The 21983-nt window shown below is 35.9% G+C and carries 20 protein-coding genes; 10 read left to right on the plus strand and 10 right to left on the minus strand.

Annotation, left to right across the window (positions count from 1 at the left end):
• Positions 1-234 precede the first annotated feature (234 nt).
• The 5 genes from EYD45_RS00010 to EYD45_RS00030 form a co-directional block, all read right to left on the minus strand.
• On the minus strand, positions 235-1566 hold the full coding sequence (locus EYD45_RS00010) for a DUF58 domain-containing protein (protein ID WP_165453851.1): 1332 nt from the start codon (positions 1564-1566) through the stop codon (positions 235-237).
• 91 nt (positions 1567-1657) lie between these two features.
• Positions 1658-2734, minus strand: a complete 1077-nt coding sequence (locus EYD45_RS00015) for an AAA family ATPase (RefSeq protein ID WP_130962297.1) — start codon at positions 2732-2734, stop codon at positions 1658-1660.
• A gap of 2 nt (positions 2735-2736) precedes the next feature.
• The gene (locus EYD45_RS00020; protein ID WP_130962298.1) at positions 2737-3942 is read right to left on the minus strand and encodes a DUF4350 domain-containing protein; all 1206 of its coding nucleotides are present in this window, start codon (positions 3940-3942) and stop codon (positions 2737-2739) included.
• Positions 3942-4667, minus strand: coding sequence for a hypothetical protein (locus tag EYD45_RS00025; protein ID WP_130962299.1), 726 nt, complete (start codon positions 4665-4667; stop codon positions 3942-3944). Before EYD45_RS00025 ends, EYD45_RS00020 begins: the two co-directional genes overlap by 1 nt.
• Positions 4667-5644, minus strand: coding sequence for a stage II sporulation protein M (locus EYD45_RS00030; RefSeq protein WP_130962300.1), 978 nt, complete (start codon positions 5642-5644; stop codon positions 4667-4669). The genes EYD45_RS00025 and EYD45_RS00030 overlap by 1 nt, the downstream gene beginning before the upstream one ends.
• A gap of 24 nt (positions 5645-5668) precedes the next feature.
• Between EYD45_RS00030 and EYD45_RS00035 the strand changes: the two genes are divergently transcribed.
• A complete protein-coding gene (locus tag EYD45_RS00035; protein WP_130962301.1) occupies positions 5669-6388 on the plus strand; it encodes an RDD family protein in 720 nt (239 codons plus the stop codon).
• Between the two features lie 314 nt (positions 6389-6702).
• The gene (locus EYD45_RS00040) at positions 6703-7311 is read left to right on the plus strand and encodes a trimeric intracellular cation channel family protein (RefSeq protein ID WP_130962302.1); all 609 of its coding nucleotides are present in this window, start codon (positions 6703-6705) and stop codon (positions 7309-7311) included.
• A gap of 3 nt (positions 7312-7314) precedes the next feature.
• Here the strand turns inward: EYD45_RS00040 and EYD45_RS00045 are convergent, their stop codons facing one another.
• Positions 7315-8013 (minus strand): peptidylprolyl isomerase, encoded by a 699-nt coding sequence (locus tag EYD45_RS00045; RefSeq protein ID WP_130962303.1) that lies wholly within the window; start codon positions 8011-8013, stop codon positions 7315-7317.
• A gap of 5 nt (positions 8014-8018) precedes the next feature.
• Between EYD45_RS00045 and EYD45_RS00050 the strand changes: the two genes are divergently transcribed.
• From EYD45_RS00050 to EYD45_RS00060, 3 genes are all read left to right on the plus strand, one after another.
• Positions 8019-8660: an NUDIX hydrolase gene (locus tag EYD45_RS00050; protein ID WP_130962304.1), complete on the plus strand. Its 642-nt coding sequence runs from the start codon at positions 8019-8021 to the stop codon at positions 8658-8660.
• 49 nt (positions 8661-8709) lie between these two features.
• Entirely contained in the window at positions 8710-9507 is a 798-nt protein-coding gene (locus EYD45_RS00055; protein ID WP_130962305.1) for a lysophospholipid acyltransferase family protein, read from the plus strand.
• A 161-nt stretch (positions 9508-9668) separates the two neighbouring features.
• A complete protein-coding gene (locus EYD45_RS00060) occupies positions 9669-11129 on the plus strand; it encodes a PQQ-dependent sugar dehydrogenase (protein ID WP_130962306.1) in 1461 nt (486 codons plus the stop codon).
• A gap of 181 nt (positions 11130-11310) precedes the next feature.
• Here EYD45_RS00060 and EYD45_RS00065 read toward each other — a convergent pair whose 3' ends face one another.
• Together EYD45_RS00065 and EYD45_RS00070 are read right to left on the minus strand one after the other, a co-directional pair.
• A complete protein-coding gene (locus EYD45_RS00065; protein WP_130962307.1) occupies positions 11311-11994 on the minus strand; it encodes an SIR2 family NAD-dependent protein deacylase in 684 nt (227 codons plus the stop codon).
• A gap of 7 nt (positions 11995-12001) precedes the next feature.
• Positions 12002-13228: a tetratricopeptide repeat protein gene (locus EYD45_RS00070; protein ID WP_130962308.1), complete on the minus strand. Its 1227-nt coding sequence runs from the start codon at positions 13226-13228 to the stop codon at positions 12002-12004.
• A 44-nt stretch (positions 13229-13272) separates the two neighbouring features.
• Between EYD45_RS00070 and EYD45_RS00075 the strand changes: the two genes are divergently transcribed.
• From EYD45_RS00075 to EYD45_RS00085, 3 genes are read left to right on the plus strand one after another with little or no spacing between them, the layout of a single operon-like run.
• Positions 13273-13932 carry a TrmH family RNA methyltransferase gene (locus EYD45_RS00075; RefSeq protein ID WP_130962309.1) on the plus strand — a complete coding sequence of 220 codons (660 nt, stop codon included), beginning with the start codon at positions 13273-13275 and terminating at the stop codon, positions 13930-13932.
• A 33-nt stretch (positions 13933-13965) separates the two neighbouring features.
• Positions 13966-14493 carry an SRPBCC family protein gene (locus tag EYD45_RS00080; RefSeq protein ID WP_130962310.1) on the plus strand — a complete coding sequence of 176 codons (528 nt, stop codon included), beginning with the start codon at positions 13966-13968 and terminating at the stop codon, positions 14491-14493.
• 4 nt (positions 14494-14497) lie between these two features.
• On the plus strand, positions 14498-14872 hold the full coding sequence (locus tag EYD45_RS00085) for a VOC family protein (protein WP_130962311.1): 375 nt from the start codon (positions 14498-14500) through the stop codon (positions 14870-14872).
• Positions 14873-14876: 4 nt separating this feature from the next.
• On the opposite strand, the gene EYD45_RS00090 is transcribed toward EYD45_RS00085, so the two are convergent.
• Together EYD45_RS00090 and EYD45_RS00095 are read right to left on the minus strand one after the other, a co-directional pair.
• The gene (locus EYD45_RS00090; protein ID WP_130962312.1) at positions 14877-15653 is read right to left on the minus strand and encodes a carboxypeptidase-like regulatory domain-containing protein; all 777 of its coding nucleotides are present in this window, start codon (positions 15651-15653) and stop codon (positions 14877-14879) included.
• A gap of 223 nt (positions 15654-15876) precedes the next feature.
• Complete coding sequence (locus EYD45_RS00095; protein ID WP_130962313.1) at positions 15877-17634, minus strand: DEAD/DEAH box helicase; 1758 nt, start codon at positions 17632-17634, stop codon at positions 15877-15879.
• A 441-nt stretch (positions 17635-18075) separates the two neighbouring features.
• Between EYD45_RS00095 and lpdA the strand changes: the two genes are divergently transcribed.
• Positions 18076-19476, plus strand: coding sequence for a dihydrolipoyl dehydrogenase (lpdA, locus tag EYD45_RS00100; RefSeq protein ID WP_130962314.1), 1401 nt, complete (start codon positions 18076-18078; stop codon positions 19474-19476).
• A gap of 165 nt (positions 19477-19641) precedes the next feature.
• Entirely contained in the window at positions 19642-21981 is a 2340-nt protein-coding gene (locus EYD45_RS00105) for a TonB-dependent receptor (RefSeq protein ID WP_130962315.1), read from the plus strand.
• Positions 21982-21983: the final 2 nt, after the last annotated feature.

The following is a 21983-nucleotide window of genomic DNA, read 5'->3' on the forward strand; positions in this document are numbered from 1 at the left end:
ATAACTCCGAAATGAAAATATACTACCAAAAACGTGTTGAAAAAGGGAAGAGCAAAATGAGTACCTTAAACATTATTAGAAATAAATTGATTGCTCGCATCTTTGCGGTTACACAAAGACAAACACCTTACGTGGATACATTAAGGTTCGTAGCTTAAATTTTAACAAATTTTTTTTGGTCGAATCATAGAATACGCGTGTTAACCAGCTAACTTAAGTGCTTCCACACAAATGTTAAAGCAATCCTCTAGCTTTTATTTCTAGGTATTTGTTAATCGTATCCACCGTTAAGTTTTCCGGTGTAGTAAGAATGGAGTGAATGCCAAACTTTTTGAGTTCGTTTACAATTAAGCGCTTTTCAAAATCAAACTTTTCTGCGATCACTTTATCATAAACCTGTTGAATGGTTTCAGCTTTATTGTTTATAAGGGTATCGATTTCAGTATTCTTAAAGAAAATTACAACTAGTAAATGGCTTTTAGCTATGGCCTTTAAATAGGGCAGTTGTCTGTTAAGCCCATCCAGAGTTTCAAAATTGGTATACATTAAAAGAAGGCTACGATGGGTAACGTGGCGCTTGATATTAGCATAAAGCCGTCCAAAATCACTTTCAAAAAAATCTGTTTTTACATTGTATAGCGCTTCTAAAATAAGTTGCATTTGTCCGCTGCGACGTTCAGCTACAACCACATTTTCAATCTTTTTAGAAAACGACAGCATACCTGCTTTATCATGTTTTTTTAACACTATATTGCTAATAACCAAAGTGGCATTAATCGCATAATCCAATAAGCTCAAACCATCAAAAGGCATTTTCATAATACGTCCTTTATCAATTATGGAATATACAGGTTGCGATTTTTCATCTTGAAATTGATTGACCATCAATTGGTTCTTTTTAGCTGTAGCTTTCCAGTTAATGGTGCGCAAGTCGTCTCCTAAAACATAATCTTTTATTTGTTCAAATTCCATGGTATGACCTAATCTGCGCACTTTTTTAAGTCCGTAATCCATGGCATTTTTATTAATGTTCAATAATTCAAACTTTTTAAGTTGTTTAAAACTAGGGTAGGTTGGCACCATTGCCTTATGTTCTAACATAAAGCGTTTTGCAACTAATTTAATGGCAGAAGATGCGTAAATATTTAGATATCCAAAATGGTATTCTCCGCGTTCTTTGGGAGTTAAATTATAGTATATCTGTTTTTCTTTTCTGGGATTTATCTTATCCTTTATTTTAAAATCCCTAATTTGAAATTGCTCTGGCACTTCATCTATAATTTCTAAATATACTACAAACGGGTACTTGTTTCTTATGGATAGCTCAATCTGGTTTGCATCTCCATTTGAAAACTTATCGGGAACAATTCTGCTAGCTTCAATCTTTTTGTTTCCAATAAACACCAATAAAACATCCAATATAAAAAGAGCAGCTAAAACCAGAATACTGAGTTGGGCAATATTAAACAGCAATGGTATAAAGTAGCTTAATGCAAATAGCACCACAATACCAATGCCAGCATAGAAAAATCGTGGTTGTATGTAAAAGGGCTTAAGTAACTTCAATACTTTCGTTATTCGTTATTCGTTATTCGTTATTCGTTATTCGTTATATGTTATAGGAGTACTATTAATCGCATTTAAATGCTGTGAGTTTTTAGCGCGGTATTTCCACCGTTTCAATAATCTGATTTATAATTTGTTTGCTCGTCACACCTTCCATTTCTCTTTCTGGTGTAACAATTACTCTATGATGCAGCACAGGAACCACTGCACGTTTGATGTCCTCGGGCGTTACAAAATCCCGTCCGTTCATAGCAGCAAAGGCTTTACTCGCTTTTAATACAGAAATGGATGCCCTTGGAGAGGCGCCCAAGTATAAAAAGCGATTACTTCTTGTGGCCACAATCAATTCTGCGATATACTTCAATAGATGTTTTTCAACAATTACCTGACTTACCAAACTTTGATAATTAGCAATTTGCTTTGCAGTTAAAAAAGACGTGATTTGTTCGGTTTTTTTGTGTTCTTTTAATTCATGTTCTCTCGACAGTATTTCAATTTCTTCGTCTAAATTTGGGTAATCCACATCAATTTTAAATAAGAATCTATCTAATTGCGCTTCAGGTAAACGGTAAGTGCCTTCTTGCTCTACAGGATTTTGTGTAGCTAATACCATAAATGGAGCATCTAAAATATACTTGTGTCCGTCAATGGTGATTTGCTGCTCTTCCATCACTTCAAATAGGGCAGCTTGTGTTTTTGCAGGCGCACGGTTTATTTCATCTATCAATACCATATTAGAGAAAATAGGACCTTTTTTAAATTCAAATTCAGAATCCTTCAGATTAAAAACCGAAGTTCCTAAAATATCACTAGGCATTAAGTCTGGCGTGAACTGAATTCTGCTAAAATCAACACTCAAGGATTTTGCCAATAATTTTGCAGTTACTGTTTTTGCAACACCAGGAACACCTTCGATTAAGGAATGTCCTTTTGCCAAAAGTGAAGCAATCAGCATATCTACCATATCTTTTTGGCCTACGATGACTTTTCCAACTTCAGCCTTAATTTTTGCTACACTTTGTTGTAATTCTGATAAATCCAGTCTGTTTTTAAATTCCAAATCTTTGGATTCATCATTTAAAGCGCTGTCATCAATTGATGATACAACGTCTTGCTCTGGTTTTGGCAAAAATTCTTCGTGGTTCTCTTTTTCTTTGTTTTCGTCCATAATTATTGTGAATAAAAGGCTTCTATAAATCTATTAAGTTTAATGAGACTTTGCTCTGAAAGCTCATCTTTGGTTCGCAACCATTTTATGTAATTCATCAATTGTGATACATCTTCTTTTTTTCTACCTGCTTTTCCAGCCAATTTTTTGATAAAATCGTCGTCGAGCTTGGATGTATCCATATTAAAATCTGTTCTAATTTTTTCTAAAAAGTACGTTATTTTTTTATCAATAAGGTTCTTATAATCCTGGGTTTCTATGTATAAATTTGAAATCGTTTTTACGAACGCCAAGGAGGTGTTTTGTAATGGTTTGATAATTTTTATGACACGTTGCCTGCGTTTCGCGTTAAAAATCATGAAGAGTAACATAAAAATTAAAGCAGTATACCAAGCCCAACGAAACGATAGTTGGTCTAAAAACCAGCTTAAGTTAGATTCTTGTTCGGCATCGCCATAAGGCGTTTGTCGCTTCGCATAAGAATCATAATACACATTGTCATCTGGTAGATAAGAGAGCGCACTTTCTACATAGCGGTATCTATCATCCTTTAAAATGTGATAATTTGTGAACGCTTTGGGTTCGGTATGTAATAGAATGTTTCCTTTTCCGAAAGGCACTCTTATAAAGTTAACACGCTTTTTGTCAGTTTTCGCATGACCTAATATGGTGTAATTAATACTATCAAAACTTGAAAAGAAATAGTCACCTTCGTTCTTATCTATTGTAATTGCGTTTAAGTTTTTATTCTGAAAGGACAAATGTGAAATACTATCTTTTTTTGAGTTGTATTCAAAATCAACATCAATACTCAAAGTGTCATGAATGCGCTGTGCAAAGTAGTAATCTGAAATAAACAATGTATTTCCAGTGTTGACAAACTCTAAAAGTTTATCCACTGAAAAATCTGTGAGATAATCAGAATTTCCAATAATAATATAGTTGCCTTTGGCATGATGATCACCATATCCAAATTCTGAATTCGCTGTGAGATAACTTGAAGGTTGATGGTACACCGTCCTGAGTTTATAATCTTCAAAAAGATTAGGAAGTTCTTTATAGAGCACACTAGTACCGTACGGTTTATTGCTTTTTTCGTTGAAAGATTCTTCCCAGTCAACCGTTTTGGTGCGTTTTATCCCAAACGTTAAAGAAGCGACTACAATTAGTGCTACAATTACTAGTATGATAGGTAAAATCTTCTTCATTATTTTACCTGATTTAAAAGTGACTGGAAATTATCTTTCGCTTTGAAGTATTGCGATTCAGCCAGGGCAAATTTTCCATACCATATATAGGTATAGAGGTATGATACATATGAAAACCCTTTAAAGAAAGGCTTTTGGTTTAGTTCATTCAAATATTCGCCGTTTGTTTTATCATCTTCAAATTTTATATGATTTTTTAAACTGAGTGTTTTTAGAACCAACAGGTAATAATAACGAATAGCCAACCTGTAATCCTTGCTGTTTTCGGCATTTTTTATTAATGCATGTATATCTGCGTGTTCTATGTTTTCAGCATTAATATCATCATAGCGCTCGATCGATTTATTTTTGCTTGAAGCGAATATGCCAGTGCCGCCTTCATTCAATAAAACGTAAGCTAAATACAGAACTGCGCCAATTAATATAACTATGAATATCCACCAAAACGGACCTAGATTAATAATAATGTTTTCAGAATTATCCTGTTCTTTCGTTTTAATCTTTTCTTTATCATAGTCTTCATATTCCCCTGAACCAGATTCTGTTCTATTAACCACCTTAGTACCTTCGTAATTGTATTTATCGCCAGCGTAACGCTCTTTAAAATCAGAATCAAAAACACGATACACTTCTGTGGATTGTACCGGAGTAATGGCACGAGACTCCGCATTGCCTAAAAGCAAAAACGCTAAGAATAAAAAAATATGTAAAGGCTTTTGTTTCATTAAGCGGGTAGGGAGATCTGGGTGATTTGTTTTTGAACTTTAAAAGGATAAACTAAATAGTAATAACTTATAATAGCTAGTGTGATTAAGATGATACCTACCGAGAGCCAATTAGGCATAATGTTAGAATATCGAGTAATGAAACCTTCAAGAAAACCAGCGGAAAATGTAAAGGGGAAGGTGCTTATCAAAATTTTAATACCAGTTTTAGCGCCTTGTTTAAAAGAGGTATATCGTGAGTGTGTTGCAGGAAAGAGTATGCTGGCGCCCAGAATGAGTCCAGCGGCACATTCGATAACAATGGCAAAAATTTCCATAGCACCATGTATCCAAATACCACGAACACTTTCCCAAAACACGTTTTTTTCGTAAAAGAAGTATTGGAAAGACCCTAGCATGATACAGTTTTTAAACATAATGTATAACGTACCAATACCCAAAAACACCCCAAATACAAAAGCAATAATACCAACGCGTAAGTTGTTTATAGTAATACCGATAAAACTGCCCCAATTACTTCCACTTTTATACACCGCAACGGGGTCACCAGCTTCGATATTCGCGATAGTTTGGTCTACATACGCATCTCCAACAACCGATCTTAAAAATTCCGCGTTGTTTGCAGCCGATATAACACCTATTAAAGTGAATACTGTAAACACAATAAATGTCACATAAATAAACTTACGGTATTGGTAACAAATTAGCGGTACCTCAGTTTTCCAAAATCCGATGATTCTATTGGTGTCTTGTCGTTTTGTTTTATAGATTTTTTGAAATGCCTTAGCAGCAAGCTGATTTAAATAGGTAATCACCTTACTTTTAGGATAGTACGTTTGGGCGTATGCTAAATCATTTATTAAGTGAATGTAGTTTGAGGCAAGTTCATCGGGGTCCTTGAAATCATTATTAAAAATAGCATTCTCAAAACTCAACCATTTTTCTTTATTTTGCTTAATAAATGCAACTTCTCTCATATACGAGATAAATTAAAATATAAAATGTCAGAGTTACAAATTAACACGACGCAAAATGTAAAAATTAAGTTCACTGCAGCAGGCGTAGGAGAGCGATTGGTTGCTTTTATTATTGATACTGCTATTAAAATCGGGTATTTATTAATTCTGAACAAAGTCTTTGGAGTGTTTGAGGGAATGGATGAGTGGTCTCAAATAGGGATAAATACAGTTTTGAGTTTTCCAGTAATGTTTTACACGTTGGCTTTAGAAACGTTTTTAGATGGTCAAACTGTTGGGAAACGCGCTCTAAAAATCAGGGTTGTGAAGATAGATGGCTTTCAGGCTACGTTTTCTGATTATGTGGTACGCTGGTTTTTTAGAATTGTAGATGTCTGGATATTTGGTATTGGTTTTTTTGTGATTATTTTTAGTAAAAAGTTACAGCGCATTGGCGATATGGCAGCAGGTACGGGTGTTATTAGCTTGAAGGATAAGGTAAATATTAACCACACTATCCTAGAACAATTAAAAACGGATTATAAGCCAACCTATCCTAATGTGATTAAACTCTCCGATAATGATGCCCGAATTATAAAGGATACCTATACAAGAGCAAGAGCTGCTAAAGATTATTCAACATTGATAAAATTAAGAAATAAACTTATTGAAGTTGTGGGAATTAAAGAGGTGAAGCAAAGTAACGATATTGAATTTATTGATGTGATTTTAAAAGATTATAATTTTTACACTCAGGACATGTAAGCAGAGAGCTACTTTTTCTTTTTTCTGTAAAAGTGTGCGAATCGCTTATGCTGAGCGGAGTCGAAGTGTCTCAGAGAGCCACTATGGTAGCCAATGGCAATTGGCTATCATAGTGTGCTAACCGCTTACCCCGCCTTTTGGCGGGATCTCTAAAAAGGATTGACTTAACAAAAGTGAATAGTTTTTTGGTAGAAAAAGGCACTAGCAGATAGGTGCGTTAGGGATTGAGGCATTTGTTGAAGCTCCTCGCAGAGAGCGACTGCCGAAAGCCCGACCTCGCTAGAGCGGGGTAACGCCCAAATAAAAATTAAAATATGTTTTACACTTTAGATATTTTAGGAACCATAGCATTTGCCATTTCGGGGGTATTGGTGGCTTTTAACAAAAAAATGGATTTGTTTGGGATTTTGATAATTGCCTTTGTTACTGCTGTGGGCGGCGGGACTTTGCGCGATTTGCTTATTGGAAATACACCTGTAAGCTGGATGCTGGACATGAATTATACTTATGTGATTTTAGGGGCGGCTATTTTGGCGATTATCTTTAGAAGTAAGATAAACTACTTACGCACATCATTATTTTTATTTGATACAATAGGTATTGGGTTGTACACTGTGGTTGGTATTGAAAAAGGATTGAATGCCAATTTGCACCCTATTATTTGTATTGCCTTAGGTACCATGACTGCTAGTTTTGGTGGTGTTATTAGGGATATTTTATGTAATGAAATTCCAGTGATTTTCAGAAAGGAAATTTACGCCACAGCCTGTATCTTGGGAGGGTTTACTTATTTTCTTTTGAATGAATTACCGATAAAAACAGATGTTGTATTTATGATTTCTGGTTTAGTAGTGATTATAATTAGACTTTTAGCCGTGAAATTTAAAATAGCTTTACCAAATATTTATGCAAAGGAAAAGTAGTGCCTATTCCAAAATCTCTACTTTTCTGATATATACATTTTTTAAAGGCCAATCGGCTTCATCGGTGTCTACAGCGGCTATTTTATCTACCACATCCATGCCTTTTATTACTTTACCAAAAACAGTGTAATTACCATCTAAATGATGTGCACCACCGTTTTGTTGTACGATAAAAAATTGATAGGGAGATGCTAATTTGTGCGGGTTTTCAATATCGCTACTAGGCATTGAGACTGTGCCACGATCGTGTTTAAAGCCCCGATTGGTATCCTTGGGGAGTAAATATTTCCCGATTTTTCGTCTTTTAATTGCGGTTGTCATATCGTCGCCATTACCACCTGGTATCATAAAATTATCTATCACTCTAAAAAACTGAGTGCCATCAAAATATTGCCTTTTAGTAAGGTAGATAAAATTTGAACGGTGGAATTTGGTTTCATTAAAGAGTAGAATATTAATAGCTCCAAAATCTGTGGTAATTCTAACTTTATTCTCTTTGTTTTCTTTATCGTATTGTAAAAAAAACTCCATCGCACTTGGACTGTCCAGTACAGGAAACGCCTCCACTTTATTAGCCGTAGTATCCTTTGTTTTTTTTTGCTGTTTTTTTACTGTAGTAGTAACTTTTGCTTTGTTCTTAGATTGTTTATCTTCACAATTCAAAAGACATAAAAAAAAGCATAAAAACAATACAACGCGCATAGAGAATGAATTTTGATGAATTCGTAGCATTGCTGTCAAAAATAAAAAATATAGAGCTTCCAGCCGAATCATCTCATTTTAAAATGGTGCCTCCTACCAGAAAGGCGTTCGCGCAATATTCTGATGAGCAATTAAAAAACGCAAAACGCGCCGGGGTTTTGGCTTTATTCTATCCCAACAATTCAAATGAAACAAAGTTTGTGCTTATGCTGCGCAAAACGTATAAAGGGGTGCATTCTGCTCAAGTGTCCTTTCCGGGAGGAAAAAAAGAATCTCAGGATAAAAACTTAGAAGAAACTGCACTAAGAGAAACTTTTGAGGAAGTTGGGGTGCCAATTCCTGATATAAAAGTAGTAAGACCGTTATCTCAGGTTTTTATTCCACCAAGTAATTTTTGTGTAAAGCCTTTCGTAGGGTTTATGGATAAAATGCCCACTTTTATTAAAGAAGAAAGTGAGGTAGAAGAAATAATTGAAGTGAAATTATCTGATTTAATGAACGACACCAATCTTATTTCAAAAACGATAAAAACCTCATATAGTGCTAATATTGAAGTGCCTGCATTTAACCTTAACGGATTTACAGTTTGGGGAGCCACAGCGATGATGCTAAGTGAAGTTAAAGATATCATCACAACATTGACATAGATGATAGATTTATTACCTTTGTTGCCCAACCATAACATGATAACAGTACATGGGATTGTTTAAAAAAAATCCTTTCGGACATATACTTTTTGTTAAAAGATGGCTCATTCGCATTTTGGGAGCCTTAACGCATAGACGTTTTAGAGGGTTTAACGAATTGCATATAGAAGGTTCAGAAATTATAAAAGATCTTCCAGACAAGAACGTACTTTTTATATCAAACCATCAAACCTATTTTGCCGATGTAGTGGCGATGTTCCACGTGTTTAATGCGAGTTTAAGCGGGCGCACCGATTCTATAAAAAACATAGGCTATCTCTGGAACCCGAAACTGAATATTTATTATGTAGCTGCAAAGGAAACCATGAAAGCGGGTTTACTTCCAAAAATACTGGCTTATGTGGGTTCCGTTAGTATCGAACGCACATGGCGATCTGAGGGAAAAGATGTAAACAGGCAGGTACGCATGAGCGATATTTCCAATATTGGTACGGCCTTAAATGATGGTTGGGTAATTACCTTTCCGCAAGGTACAACCACACCTTTTAAACCTATCAGAAAAGGTACTGCACATATTATTAAACGCTACAAACCAATTGTTATACCAATCGTTATTGATGGTTTTCGTCGTTCCTTTGATAAAAAAGGATTGCGTATCAAAAAGAAGAACATCTTGCAATCTATGGAAATAAAGCAGCCTTTAGAAATAGATTATGATAACGAAACTACCGAGGAGATTGTAAAGAAAATTGAGTTTGCTATAGAGCAGCATCCGTCGTTCTTAAAAGTGATTCCAGAAAAAGAGCTGAAAGCCCAACTAGAGCTAGATAAACTGCGAGAGTGGTAGTTTGTTTTTAAATTGAATAAAGGTTATAGTAATTTGATTTGCAATAATTTAACAATAAAATTCGTTATATTAGTGTTGCAAAATTGATAGACAGTTAGTCGAATAGCCCCTTGTTTTAGGATTTATTTTAGAGCTAATAACAACCCCAAAACCTATCTGTTATGAAAAATCTTAACCATTCAAAATTAGCTTTTTTAAGTGCTCTCCTAATAATCTTTTTGTTTAATTGTTCCAACCAAACAGAAACTACAGGTCAAGAGGAAATGGAAGAAGAGCAGGAAGAAGTAGTAGCTGACTTTGCCAAAGCAGCCGTAAATTATACAAACCATTGTGGTGGTTGTCACGGACAAAAGTTCGAGTCTTTTATAGAAAGGCAGTGGCTATATGGTAATTCCTCGGGAGATATAGCTAACTCTATTACTGTTGGATATGAATCCAATGGTATGCCTTCTTACGAAAATACCTTTACTGCGCAAGAAATAAAGGATTTGGCAGATTATATTCTTCAAGAAATTGATGGGAAAACTAAAGCCGACATAGAAGTTGAAAATCCTAACCTTTCAGGAATCATAGAATCTGATGATCTTATTTTTAGGTTAGAAACCATAACAAATCAAATTACCGGTGTGCCTTGGGGAATGGTACAACTGCCAAATGGAGATTTTTTAGTTACACAACGAGAAGGAAAACTGTTTAGGGTAACGAGCGAAGGTGCAATTTCAGAAATTAGAGGTACTCCCAGTGTAGTGGCGCAAGGTCAAGGTGGTTTACTGGATGTAATATTACATCCTGAATTTGAAAATAATACGTATGTCTATTTATCTTATTCCAGTCCAAATCCAAATAATTCAAATCAAAGAACAACAGCTGTTGCACGCGGACGTTTATCTGGTAACACTTTAGAGGGAACAGAAGAAATTTTTACTGCCTTACCCTATGTAAGTAGTGGCAACCATTTTGGATCAAGATTGGTGTTTGATAATGCAGGCTATCTTTATGTTACAGTTGGAGACCGTGGTAATAGAGACACTTATCCACAAGCTTTAAATAATGGTATAGGCAAAGTGCATAGGCTTATGGATGATGGTGCAATACCAACTGATAATCCATTTTACAATATGCAAGATCATGAGTGGTCTGTTTTTAGTTATGGAGTTAGAAATCCTCAAGGTTTAACAAAACACCCTATTACTGGCGATATATGGGAGGGGGAGCATGGTCCGCAAGGAGGCGACGAAATTAATATTATAGCTTCTGGAAATAATTATGGTTGGCCAACAATTACTTACGGTATTAATTACAACGGTACATCCATTACAGATCAAACTGCAATGGCAGGAATGGAACAACCGGTTCATTATTGGGTGCCCTCAATTGCCCCTTGTGGTATGGATTTCTTGTCTGGTAATTTTTATGGTAAATGGCAAAATGATCTTTTTGTAGGGTCTTTAAAGTTTAGGTATTTACACCGTTTAAAAATGGATGGCAATGTAGTTACTGGTCATGAAGAATTGTTAAATGATATTGGTCGTGTAAGAGATGTTCACATGGCTAATGATGGCTATATCTATGTTCTAGTTGAAGGTCCAGGAAGACTTATAAGACTTGTGCCTGAGCAATAAACCTATTTTGGGCATCTGCCCACCAGCCAGTAAGCAGGCTTTCTGCAAAGTTGATTATGATCGAAGACGAAGGGCTTTCCGCGAGGAGCTTAAACAAACCTGTGCTGAGTTTATCGAAGTATGCCTCAATCCCTAACGCAGATTTTGCAATTAAACCATTTTCTATCTTTTGCTTGGAATTTTACGATTGTTCACTCAATAATTTAAAGAACTTTTGCATACCCAGAGTAGCGGTTTCTGCAATAACGGTAACACGTGCATTACTCTCGATATTAGGTTTTGGGTCTATAAAATAAATTGGAGCATTACTTGGTGCATAATTCATCAATCCCGCAGCAGGATATACTTGCATAGATGTGCCAACAATTAATAAAACATCAGCAGTTTCACAAATTTGAGCAGCCTTTTCAATAAGAGGTACATCTTCTCCAAACCAAACAATATGTGGACGTAATTGATGTCCATTTTTACAAAGGTCGCCCAAAACCAAATCGGTTGTCCATTCTTGTATATCATTTGCATCAAAAGTGCTTCTTACTTTTAATAGCTCGCCATGCAAATGCAAAACCCTTGTGTTTCCTGCACGTTCATGTAAATTATCTACATTTTGTGTAATTACTGAAACGTCGTATTGCTCTTCCAATTTGGCAATTTTAATATGTGCAGCATTGGGTTCTACCTCAAACAACTGCCGACGTCTTTGGTTATAAAAATCCAACACTAATTCTGGATTTTTTGCAAAACCCTCAGGCGTTGCCACTTCCATAACGTCATGTCCTTCCCATAAGCCGTTTTCATCCCTAAAGGTTTTTACACCACTTTCGGCACTCATACCAGCTCCGGTAAGTACTACAATATGTTTCATAAGGTTATTACACTTTTTTCCAAGACTTAAATGCCTCAGATTTTGCTAAACCTATTAAAATATTTTCGTTGTTTGCATCTAGTTCCTCAACAAAACCAATAATATCATCTTTTGCATAACCATCTTCAACTAAAAAGTTAAGTATATCAATGCACTTATCATATTTCTTTAATAATGAGTAGCAGCTAAGCATAGAGGAATGCCCTTCGAATAGGTCTGGATAACCTCTTGCTATATTTTTAAAATAGGATAGGGCTTTTTCATAATTCATTCTTTCAAATTCTACATTCCCCTTAAGTAAATCTAAAAAATCGTCCCCGGTATCTTCTTTTAGTTTATCGAACAAATTTTGTGCTCTATCATAATTCTCATTCAAAAGAAAATAGTCTATCTGGCTCAGATATAGAGTGGGGTCATCAGGGTGATGCTCCATGATGTTTTTCATAGAATCCTTATAAAGTTCATCGCTAATATTTGATGCGCAAACGGCTTTTATTACCAAAACAAACTTGTCGTTTTTTAAATCTCCTTTTAGGGTATTTAATTTTTTGTAGGCATTTTTAAAGTCCCCTTCATTATAAAAATCAACACCTTGAGCCATTTTAACGAATTCATCAGCATTACTTTTTCCAAAAAAATCGAATAAGCTTTTCTTTGGTAGTGCATATAGGTAAAAACGTTCCAAAGTTTTACTCAATTCCTCACCCGTTAAATACACATAAACATCATTAAATGTAAACTTCCCATTTAGCTTTGAAACCCTGTAATGGTGGTAGTTAATACCTGTTTCGTCAGAAAACATACGGAACAGCATATAATAGGTATTCATTTCATCATTGTAGCTGTAGTTTACAAAATTATAATAGCTTCCAGATTCTACTTCGTCAATAAGTTTTTTAGGAAAGACGCTTATATTTGATTTAAAACCGCTTAAAAAATTATCTCTGTAAGATTTTAGGGAATTATCCTTTCTGGTACTGTATGTAACTAATTTTCCAAAACCTTTGGTGTCAAAAAGTGTCATGAAAGCATCTGTATTACCTTCAAGAATGACGTTTTGTATCTGCTGTCCAAGTTTGGCTACTTTGGTGTCGTTAGTTTCGTTTTCAGTAATGTAAAAACTTGTGCTTGGAATCTGCTGTGATTTTCTAGTGCGCTCTTTGCCTTGGGAAACTCCAGTATTAAAAATTAAAAGTAAAATTGGGGTAATGAGAGATCTTTTAAAACGAATCATAGTCAGTGATTTGTATCTTTATGTTATAAATATAACTGAATTAAATGACAGACCAAGATTTACTGCACCATTTAGAAGGGTATTTGACTGAGCGTCGGCTTACAAAATTCATAAAAGTACTCTCTGAACGCACAAAATATTTTACAGTTGCTATTGAAGATGTTTACCAATTGCATAATACAAGTGCCGTGATACGAAGTTGTGATGTTTTTGGTATACAAGATGTGAATATTATCGAAGAGCAAAACACAAAACGTATAGACAGAGAAATTGCTATGGGTGCTCAAAAATGGGTAGATTTAAATAGATACCATTCGGTGACAACGTGTATAAACGATTTAAAACAAAGCGGTTACCAAATCGTAGCGACAACACCACACAAAAACGATTGTAATTTACAAGATTTTGATGTTAGTAAGAAGTCCTGTTTTTTCTTTGGAAGAGAGACCGAGGGTTTATCTGATGAGGTTTTGAATGCAGCCGATTGTTATTTAAAAATTCCTATGGTTGGATTTACCGAGAGTTTAAATATTTCGGTATCTGCGGCAATCATTTTGCAGCATGTAACCAACAAGTTAAAGCAATCTAATATACATTGGCAACTATCAGAAGAAGAACAACTTGTAAAACGGATGGATTGGTGCAAGAAAACCATAAAAAGTTATGATAGGATTGTGGAACGATTTTATGAATCAAAAAAATAAGTATATTTAAACTCCAACCAAAATTGTATTGTTATGGTGATTCTTATCTATCTGATTTTAGGGGTTGTAGCAGTATTTGTGATGCTTATTTTAATAGCGCCAAAAAAGTTTGATGTAAAAAGAAGTATTATTATTGATAACACTTTGCCCGAAGTATTTCAGTATTTAAAACATATCAAAAATCAAGATGAATGGTCGCCATGGAAAAAGAAAGATCCAAATATGAAGCAAGAGTTTGAAGGTATAGATGGCGAAGTAGGGTTTGTTGCAAAATGGGAAGGCAATAGGGATGTTGGTATTGGTGAACAAGAAATTACCAAGATTGTGGAAAATGAGACTATCGAATCTCAATTACGTTTTTTTAAACCATGGAAATCAGAATCTAATGCATATTTGAGATTAGAGGAGGTAACACCAAATAAAACCAAAGTAGTTTGGGGTTTTTCTGGTGAAAATAAAATCCCAATAAATGTGTTTTTTCTATTTTTTAGTATGGATAAAGCAGTGGGAAAAGATTTTGATGAGGGATTAGCTAGTTTAAAATTAATTCTAGAAAAATAAGATTATGAAGCGAAATATGGTAGGTTGGTTTGAAATTCCAGTGGCAGATATGGACAGGTCTAAAGCATTTTACGAAGCAGTTTTTCAAATTAAAATTGATGTTCAAAATTTTGGCGGTATTCTTATGGGCTGGTTTCCGTTTGCCGAGGGAAAGGAAGGCGCAGCAGGAACTTTAATAAAACAAGAATCATACATCCCAAGTCAAGAAGGAACATTGGTGTACTTTATGAGTGATGATGTAAAAAACGAATTGGATAGGGTGGAAGCTGCAGGTGGTAAAATATATCAACCTAAAACCCAGATATCACCAGAACATGGTTATATGGGTGTTTTTATTGATACGGAAGGTAATCGAGTAGCATTACACTCCCAAAAATAGGGTGCTAAATACGATCTTTACGTCTGTTGCTAAGTAGCTTGTATTCTTCGTAGCATTCGCTAATGGCATCCAATATTTGTAGGTCATTAGCTGATTGAATGAATCCTTTGGAGTAATTGCACTGGCTTACTATTTCATCCAAATCTACACGGTCTACCTTTAATAGTGCAGTGAGCATTTCGCGGTCAAATCGGGAAGCTAATAAATTACGTATTTCGTCATCTTTTTTCATCTGCTTTAACTTTCTAAGCTCGTTTGGTTTTTTGCCAAACATGCGATGCAAAAAGTCTGCAGGATTAAAAATTGAACCTATAACTTTGGTTAAACCCGATTTTTTTCCAGCTTCATAGCCTTTAGATAAACCAGCTATCTGATATCGGTAATTGTCATTTATCTGCGGTACTTGTTTTATATCCACTTCTAAATATCCAGTAAGTTTTAGCTGATTTACAACAACCTCTTCCAGTGCTAAAGCCAATTCGGTTAATTCAATGGTAGAGCTTCCAAATTTCAACCAGTCATTAGTTACTCTAACCTTTATAGATTTAAATCCTATATATGAGAAGTGAAGTGTGTCATTTACTTCTGCAGTTATTGCAAATTCACCTTTGCTGTTGGTTGTAGTACCCTTAACCTGATTTAGGTTGACAATATTAACACTTTCTAAGGGCTTGCTGTCTGCTGAATTTACAACTACACCAATTGCTTTTTTAGCGTCGTCTTGTCCCATTGCAAAAGCAGAGACTAAAAGAAAAGTAAAGATGCTTAAAAAGCGTTTCATGGTATAACTGTAACAGATATGAGTTTATAAAAATACTAAACAAAACACTAATGCACCGCAATTAGGGTTTTAATTTGACTTAAAATTAACAAAAAGCATACCTAAATAACAACTATAATGCTATTCTGAACTTGTTTCAGAAGTTTATGTTGTTTTATTAGAATAATATTTAGCGACTGAAAACCAGTAAATTGAATCGCAACAAGTGAATTGCTAATTCAAGTTATCGTCTAGAACGTCTTGGTCTTGAACTCGCAATATCTCCAGACTTAGAACGTCTTGATTTTGATGCGCCTTCACTTCTGCGTCCTCCTTTTTTACCAGAATTAAAACTGCCTTTTCTATCATCACGACGCTTTCCTCGATTTCTGTCACGTTTTCTTCCACGTCCACGATTTTCAGAGATTTCAACATTTACAAAACGCCCATTGTATTTAAAGTCGTTAAAAAAGCCAAGTACTTTCTCTTGTAATCCTTTTTCAGTATTAAAGAATGAGAATGTGTCCTTAGCTTCAACCTTAAACACATCGTCCTGCCCAAGTTCTAAAACTTCTTTTAAAAAGTCCTTTAAGCTCATCCAGTCAAAACCATCTTTCTTTCCTACATTAATGAAGTAGCGAACAGAATTCCCAGAATCTTTATGGTCGTCATTAGAAGTTGAAATATTTAAATCCAACGCTTTCTGATAATAATTGTAAAAACGAGAAAACTCCACAGAGAAGAATTTTTTAATCAATTCATCTTTACTGGTGTCTTCAAACAGAGCATTAATATCTCCTAAATAGGCGTCAATATCATGATTTACATCCGTATGGTGTACTTTTTTTGCAAGCGACATCAATTGCACTTCACAAATTTCCATGCCATTTGGGATATCTTTCTTTTCAAACTGTTTCTTGATGATACGCTCAATACTTTTAATCTTGCGTACCTCACTCTTAGAAACAATTACCATTGAAACTCCAGTTTTTCCTGCACGACCTGTGCGCCCAGAACGGTGTGTATAGGTTTCAATCTCGTCAGGCAATTGGTAATTAATCACATGTGTAATATCATCCACATCTATACCACGAGCAGCAACATCTGTAGCCACTAACATTTGTATTTGCTTGTTTCTAAACGATTTCATCACCAAGTCGCGTTGGTTCTGGCTCAAATCGCCATGCAATGCACCTGCACTATACCCATCTTCAATTAAACGCTCAGCAACTTTTTGAGTATCACGCTTGGTTCTACAGAAAATAACCGAAAAAATATCGGGATTTGCATCTGCTAAACGTTTCAACGCTTGGTAACGGTCTCTGGCATTTACCAAATAATATTCATGCGAGACTTGGCTCGTACTTTCGTTTTTGCGACCCACAGTAATTTCCTGCGGATTGTACATGAAGTTTTTAGCAATTGCAGCAACTTCACGAGGCATAGTGGCCGAAAATAACCAGGTACTTTTATCATCTGGTGTGTGGGACAAAATAGAAGTAATATCCTCTTTAAAGCCCATGTTCAGCATTTCATCGGCCTCATCTAAAACCGCATATTCAATTTTGGTAATATCCACCAAGCGTCTGCTTATCATGTCTTTCATACGGCCAGGGGTAGCCACAATAATTTGTGCGCCTCGTTTTATCTCTCGGGCCTGTTCTGTAATGCTTGCGCCACCGTAAACGGCAACCACGTTCAATCCTTTACAGTATTTACCATATAATTTCATTTCGTTGGTAATCTGTAAACAGAGTTCTCTAGTCGGCGATAGAATTAAACCTTGGGTCGTGCGGCTATCCACGTCAATTTTCTGAAGCATAGGGAAGCCAAACGCCGCAGTTTTACCTGTACCGGTTTGCGCCAACGCCACCAAATCGGTTTCAGAATTTAATAAAATGGGAACTGCTTTTTCTTGGACTTCACTAGGTTTTTCAAAACCTAAATCAGTAATAGCTTGTAATAGGTCCTTGTTAAGACCTAAATCTTGGAATGTGCTCATGTGTGTTATGTATGCGATTTTGTTATGCGGTGTTGCATAAGAAGCGCATCGACATACGTAACCTAAACTTCTAGCAACACATCCTCACGCTGAGGAATTTAAGCGGCAAAGATACACTTATATTTTAGATTTACGATTTTAGACTAACGATTGATGATAAAGCAACACTGGTTTTTAATCATTATGGTGTTACCCCACCCTTGGAGAATCTCAGGGTTAGTGGGTTCGGGCCTGCCTGTCGGCCAGCAGGCTTTCACTACTCAATCCCTCCTGCGTCGGGATTTCAAACACCTGTACTGAGCGCAGACGAAGTATTCAATCCCTAACGTGGGCAAGTTTGCCAAAGCTATTTCCATCCAATTTTATGGTGTATTTTTTTATGGTCTTCCAATAAAACATTCGTATTTTTGACTTTCATTTTTTTAAATTCAAAATTACACTATGAAATCATACGATGTAGCCGTTATCGGTTCTGGTCCTGGAGGATATGTTGCCGCAATACGTTGCGCACAATTAGGCATGAAAACAGCAATAATAGAAAAATATAGTACCCTTGGTGGTACCTGTTTAAATGTGGGCTGTATACCGAGTAAAGCGCTTTTAGATTCATCACACCATTACGATGATGCTGTAAAACATTTTGAGGAACATGGCATTGAAATCCCTGGAGACGTAAAAGTGAATTTAGAAAAAATGATTGCAAGAAAACAAGCTGTTGTAGATCAAACTACTGGAGGTATTGATTTCTTGATGAAGAAAAACGAGATTGATGTATATCATGGTTTAGGAAGTTTTAAGGATGCTACCCATATTAAAATTGATGGAGAAGAATCTACCGAAATTGAAGCTAAAAAAACCATAATAGCTACTGGAAGTAAACCATCAACTTTACCGTTTATCGATATTGATAAAGAGCGTATTATCACGTCAACCGAAGCGTTAAAACTAAAAGAAATACCAAAACACCTTATCATAATTGGTGGAGGTGTTATAGGTCTAGAACTGGGACAAGTGTATCGACGTCTTGGTGCTGAAGTTACGGTAATTGAGTACGTGGACAGAATTATCCCAACAATGGATGCGGGTCTTTCTAAAGAACTAAATAAAGTATTCAAGAAGGCTAAATTCAAGGTGCAAGTATCCCATAAAGTAAAATCTGTGGAGCGCAAAGGAGATGATATCATTGTTAAAGCCGATAATAAAAAAGGAGAAGAAGTTGAATTTAAAGGTGACTACTGTTTGGTATCTGTTGGGCGTCGCCCATATACCGATGGCTTAAATGCTGAAGCAGCAGGCGTAAATTTGGATGATAGAGGCAGAGTGGAAGTAAACGAGCATTTGCAAACATCAGCATCCAATATTTATGCTATTGGAGATGTTGTGAAAGGTGCAATGTTGGCGCATAAAGCTGAAGAGGAAGGTGTATTTGTTGCCGAAACTATAGCGGGACAAAAACCGCATATTGATTATAACTTAATCCCTGGCGTGGTTTATACGTGGCCAGAAGTGGCAGCGGTAGGAAAAACCGAAGAGCAACTAAAAGAAGCTGGAATCGATTATAAAGTGGGGTCTTTCCCAATGCGAGCTCTGGGTAGGAGCAGAGCTAGTATGGATTTAGACGGGTTTGTGAAGATTCTAGCAGATAAAACTACAGATGAGATTTTAGGCGTGCACATGATTGGAGCAAGAGCAGCAGATATGATTGCCGAGGCTGTAGTGGCTATGGAATATCGCGCATCGGCTGAGGATGTATCGAGAATGTCTCATGCACACCCTACGTTTACAGAAGCTATCAAAGAAGCAGCATTGGCAGCTACTGAAGATAGAGCGTTACATATTTAAACACGTATAATTTTGATAAAGGAAAAGCGAACTTAATAAAGTTCGCTTTTTATGTTTAACAATTTAACATTTTATTTAAACAAAATAAATCAAATTGCTTAATTTTGTCCTTCATAAATTGCTTGTATGATCAACCCAAAACTATTATGTCTATCCCTGTTCCTAATGCTTTCCACATTAGTTTCAGCTCAAGGTAAGTACACCATCAGCGGTACCGTTACAGACGCTTCAAATGGAGAAACCGTGTTTGGAGCCTCTGTTTTTTTTGAGGGCACCACGATAGGGGCGATTACTAATGAGTATGGTTTCTACTCCATAACTGCAGAAGAAGGGGACTACAAACTAGTAATATCCTATGTTGGTTTTGCGTCATTAAAAACAAAAATCACCCTCGACGGAAACTTAAAGAAGGATTTCGAAATTTCGGAGGAATCTACCCAACTTGAAGAGGTTTTGGTGGTTTCTGAATCATCGGAGCGCCTTAATATCAAAAGTCCCCAAATGAGTGTGTCAAAGCTAAAATTAGAGACCATTAAACAAATGCCAGTAGTTCTTGGAGAGGTAGATGTTTTAAAATCTATTCAATTACTACCTGGAGTAACAAGTGGTGCTGAAGGTTCTGCAGGTTTTAATGTGCGTGGAGGAGCTGCGGATCAAAACTTGGTACTACTGGATGAAGCAATGATTTATAATACATCCCATTTATTCGGTTTCTTTTCTGTATTTAATGCTGATGCGATTAAAGATGTAAAGCTTTACAAGGGAGGAATCCCAGCGCGTTTTGGTGGGCGTGTATCATCAGTATTGGATGTACGTCAAAAAGACGGGAACAGCAAAAAATTCGAAGTTAACGGTGGTATCGGTTTAATCTCGAGTAGACTTTCAGCTGAAGGCCCCATGTTTAATGAAAAAGGTTCGTTTTTAGTTGCTGGACGTGGGTCTTATGCACATTTATTTTTACAAGCATCTGGTGAAGAGAATAGCGCCTATTTTTACGATCTGAACTTAAAAACCAATTACAATATTGATAAGAACAACAAATTATATTTGTCAGGATATTTCGGGAGGGACGAGTTTAATTTTGGAGCTAATTTTAATAGTGGTTATGGTAATGCCTCTGGAAATCTAAGATGGAATCATATCTTTAGTGATCGTGTGTTTTCAAATTTATCCTTCGTTTATAGTGATTACGACTATATTTTGGATTTCAAATCTTTTGATTTTGATTGGATTTCGGAAATCACAAATTATAATATAAAATATGATGTAACGTATTACCAAAGTAATAAGCTGCAATTAGATTTTGGTTTGAATGCTATTTATTATGACTTTAACCCTGGTGAGATTAATCCAACTTCAGAAACATCGTCCATTAATCCATTGCTTTTAGATCAAAAGCGGGCTTTTGAAAACGGTATATATGCCAGTGCGGAATATAAGGTCTCAGATAAACTAACCGCTAATATTGGTATGCGCTACAGCTATTTTATACGACGTGGCGGTCAGCCCATAACAGAATATGAAAATGGCCTGCCCATAGTGTACAATGAAACTTTGGGAGTTTACCAAGAAGGTAACGCCATTGGCGAAACGATATATGCAAAAAACGAAACTATCAAAACCTACGGTAATCTAGAGCCGCGTTTAGCTTTAGCCTATCAACTAAATGATGATTCATCTATAAAAGCTGGTTACAGCCATACGGCGCAGTACATTCATTTATTGTCTAATACTTTATCGGTAACGCCATTAGATGTATGGACACCAAGTGGAGAATTTATTAAACCCCAGTTGTCGGACCAATATGCCATTGGGTATTTTAGAAACTTTAAGGATAAGGAATACTCTTTAGAGGTGGAAGCCTACTATAAAACCGTGGATAATAGAATTGATTATGTAGATGGCTCAGATTTAATTGGCCAAAATACGATAGAGACAGAAATCTTAAATGGAGAATTAAGAGCTTATGGTCTAGAGTTTTTAGTGAGAAAAACCAAGGGTGACTTTACAGGATGGTTGGCTTACACCATTTCCAAGGCAGAACAGAGAACTCCAGGAGGTGCTGCTGGAGGTCCGGGTATCAATAATGGGAACTGGTATTATGCGCCTCATGATAGAACGCATGATGTGTCCTTAACTGGAGCCTACAAACTCAATGAAAAATGGAATTTTGGTGCTAATTTGATTTTTCAAACTGGACGTCCAGTGACGTATCCAGATGGTCAATACACTTATGAAGACCTAAATATTGCTAATTTTTCAGATAGAAATGCGAGTAGATTAACAGATTATCATCGCTTAGATATTTCTGCGACCTATGTTCCAAATAGAAAACCTGAAAAACGCTGGAAAGGAGAATGGGTATTTGGTATTTATAATATCTATAACCGTAGAAATGCAGCCTCAATTTCCTTTGGTCAAAATAGGGAAACAGGTGCTAATGAGGCTACTAGGACGGCAATTTTTGGTATTGTGCCTTCAGTATCCTATAATTTTAAATTTTAAAT

The organism is Hyunsoonleella flava, assembly GCF_004310325.1.
Taxonomy (GTDB): Bacteria; Bacteroidota; Bacteroidia; order Flavobacteriales; family Flavobacteriaceae; genus Jejuia; species Jejuia flava.

Bases quoted from the DNA above. Each gene is read 5' to 3' on its own strand.
- EYD45_RS00085 (WP_130962311.1), top strand. From the start codon at position 14,498: ATGAAGCGAAATATGGTAGGTTGGTTTGAAATTCCAGTGGCAGATATG.
- EYD45_RS00090 (WP_130962312.1), bottom strand. From the start codon at position 15,653: ATGAAACGCTTTTTAAGCATCTTTACTTTTCTTTTAGTCTCTGCTTTT.
- EYD45_RS00040 (WP_130962302.1), top strand. From the start codon at position 6,703: ATGTTTTACACTTTAGATATTTTAGGAACCATAGCATTTGCCATTTCG.
- EYD45_RS00015 (WP_130962297.1), bottom strand. From the start codon at position 2,734: ATGGACGAAAACAAAGAAAAAGAGAACCACGAAGAATTTTTGCCAAAA.
- EYD45_RS00080 (WP_130962310.1), top strand. From the start codon at position 13,966: ATGGTGATTCTTATCTATCTGATTTTAGGGGTTGTAGCAGTATTTGTG.
- EYD45_RS00095 (WP_130962313.1), bottom strand. From the start codon at position 17,634: ATGAGCACATTCCAAGATTTAGGTCTTAACAAGGACCTATTACAAGCT.
- EYD45_RS00070 (WP_130962308.1), bottom strand. From the start codon at position 13,228: ATGATTCGTTTTAAAAGATCTCTCATTACCCCAATTTTACTTTTAATT.
- EYD45_RS00105 (WP_130962315.1), top strand. From the start codon at position 19,642: ATGCTTTCCACATTAGTTTCAGCTCAAGGTAAGTACACCATCAGCGGT.
- EYD45_RS00025 (WP_130962299.1), bottom strand. From the start codon at position 4,667: ATGAAACAAAAGCCTTTACATATTTTTTTATTCTTAGCGTTTTTGCTT.
- EYD45_RS00035 (WP_130962301.1), top strand. From the start codon at position 5,669: ATGTCAGAGTTACAAATTAACACGACGCAAAATGTAAAAATTAAGTTC.
- lpdA (WP_130962314.1), top strand. From the start codon at position 18,076: ATGAAATCATACGATGTAGCCGTTATCGGTTCTGGTCCTGGAGGATAT.
- EYD45_RS00060 (WP_130962306.1), top strand. From the start codon at position 9,669: ATGAAAAATCTTAACCATTCAAAATTAGCTTTTTTAAGTGCTCTCCTA.
- EYD45_RS00020 (WP_130962298.1), bottom strand. From the start codon at position 3,942: ATGAAGAAGATTTTACCTATCATACTAGTAATTGTAGCACTAATTGTA.
- EYD45_RS00030 (WP_130962300.1), bottom strand. From the start codon at position 5,644: ATGAGAGAAGTTGCATTTATTAAGCAAAATAAAGAAAAATGGTTGAGT.
- EYD45_RS00050 (WP_130962304.1), top strand. From the start codon at position 8,019: ATGAATTTTGATGAATTCGTAGCATTGCTGTCAAAAATAAAAAATATA.
- EYD45_RS00065 (WP_130962307.1), bottom strand. From the start codon at position 11,994: ATGAAACATATTGTAGTACTTACCGGAGCTGGTATGAGTGCCGAAAGT.
- EYD45_RS00075 (WP_130962309.1), top strand. From the start codon at position 13,273: ATGACAGACCAAGATTTACTGCACCATTTAGAAGGGTATTTGACTGAG.
- EYD45_RS00055 (WP_130962305.1), top strand. From the start codon at position 8,710: ATGGGATTGTTTAAAAAAAATCCTTTCGGACATATACTTTTTGTTAAA.
- EYD45_RS00045 (WP_130962303.1), bottom strand. From the start codon at position 8,013: ATGCGCGTTGTATTGTTTTTATGCTTTTTTTTATGTCTTTTGAATTGT.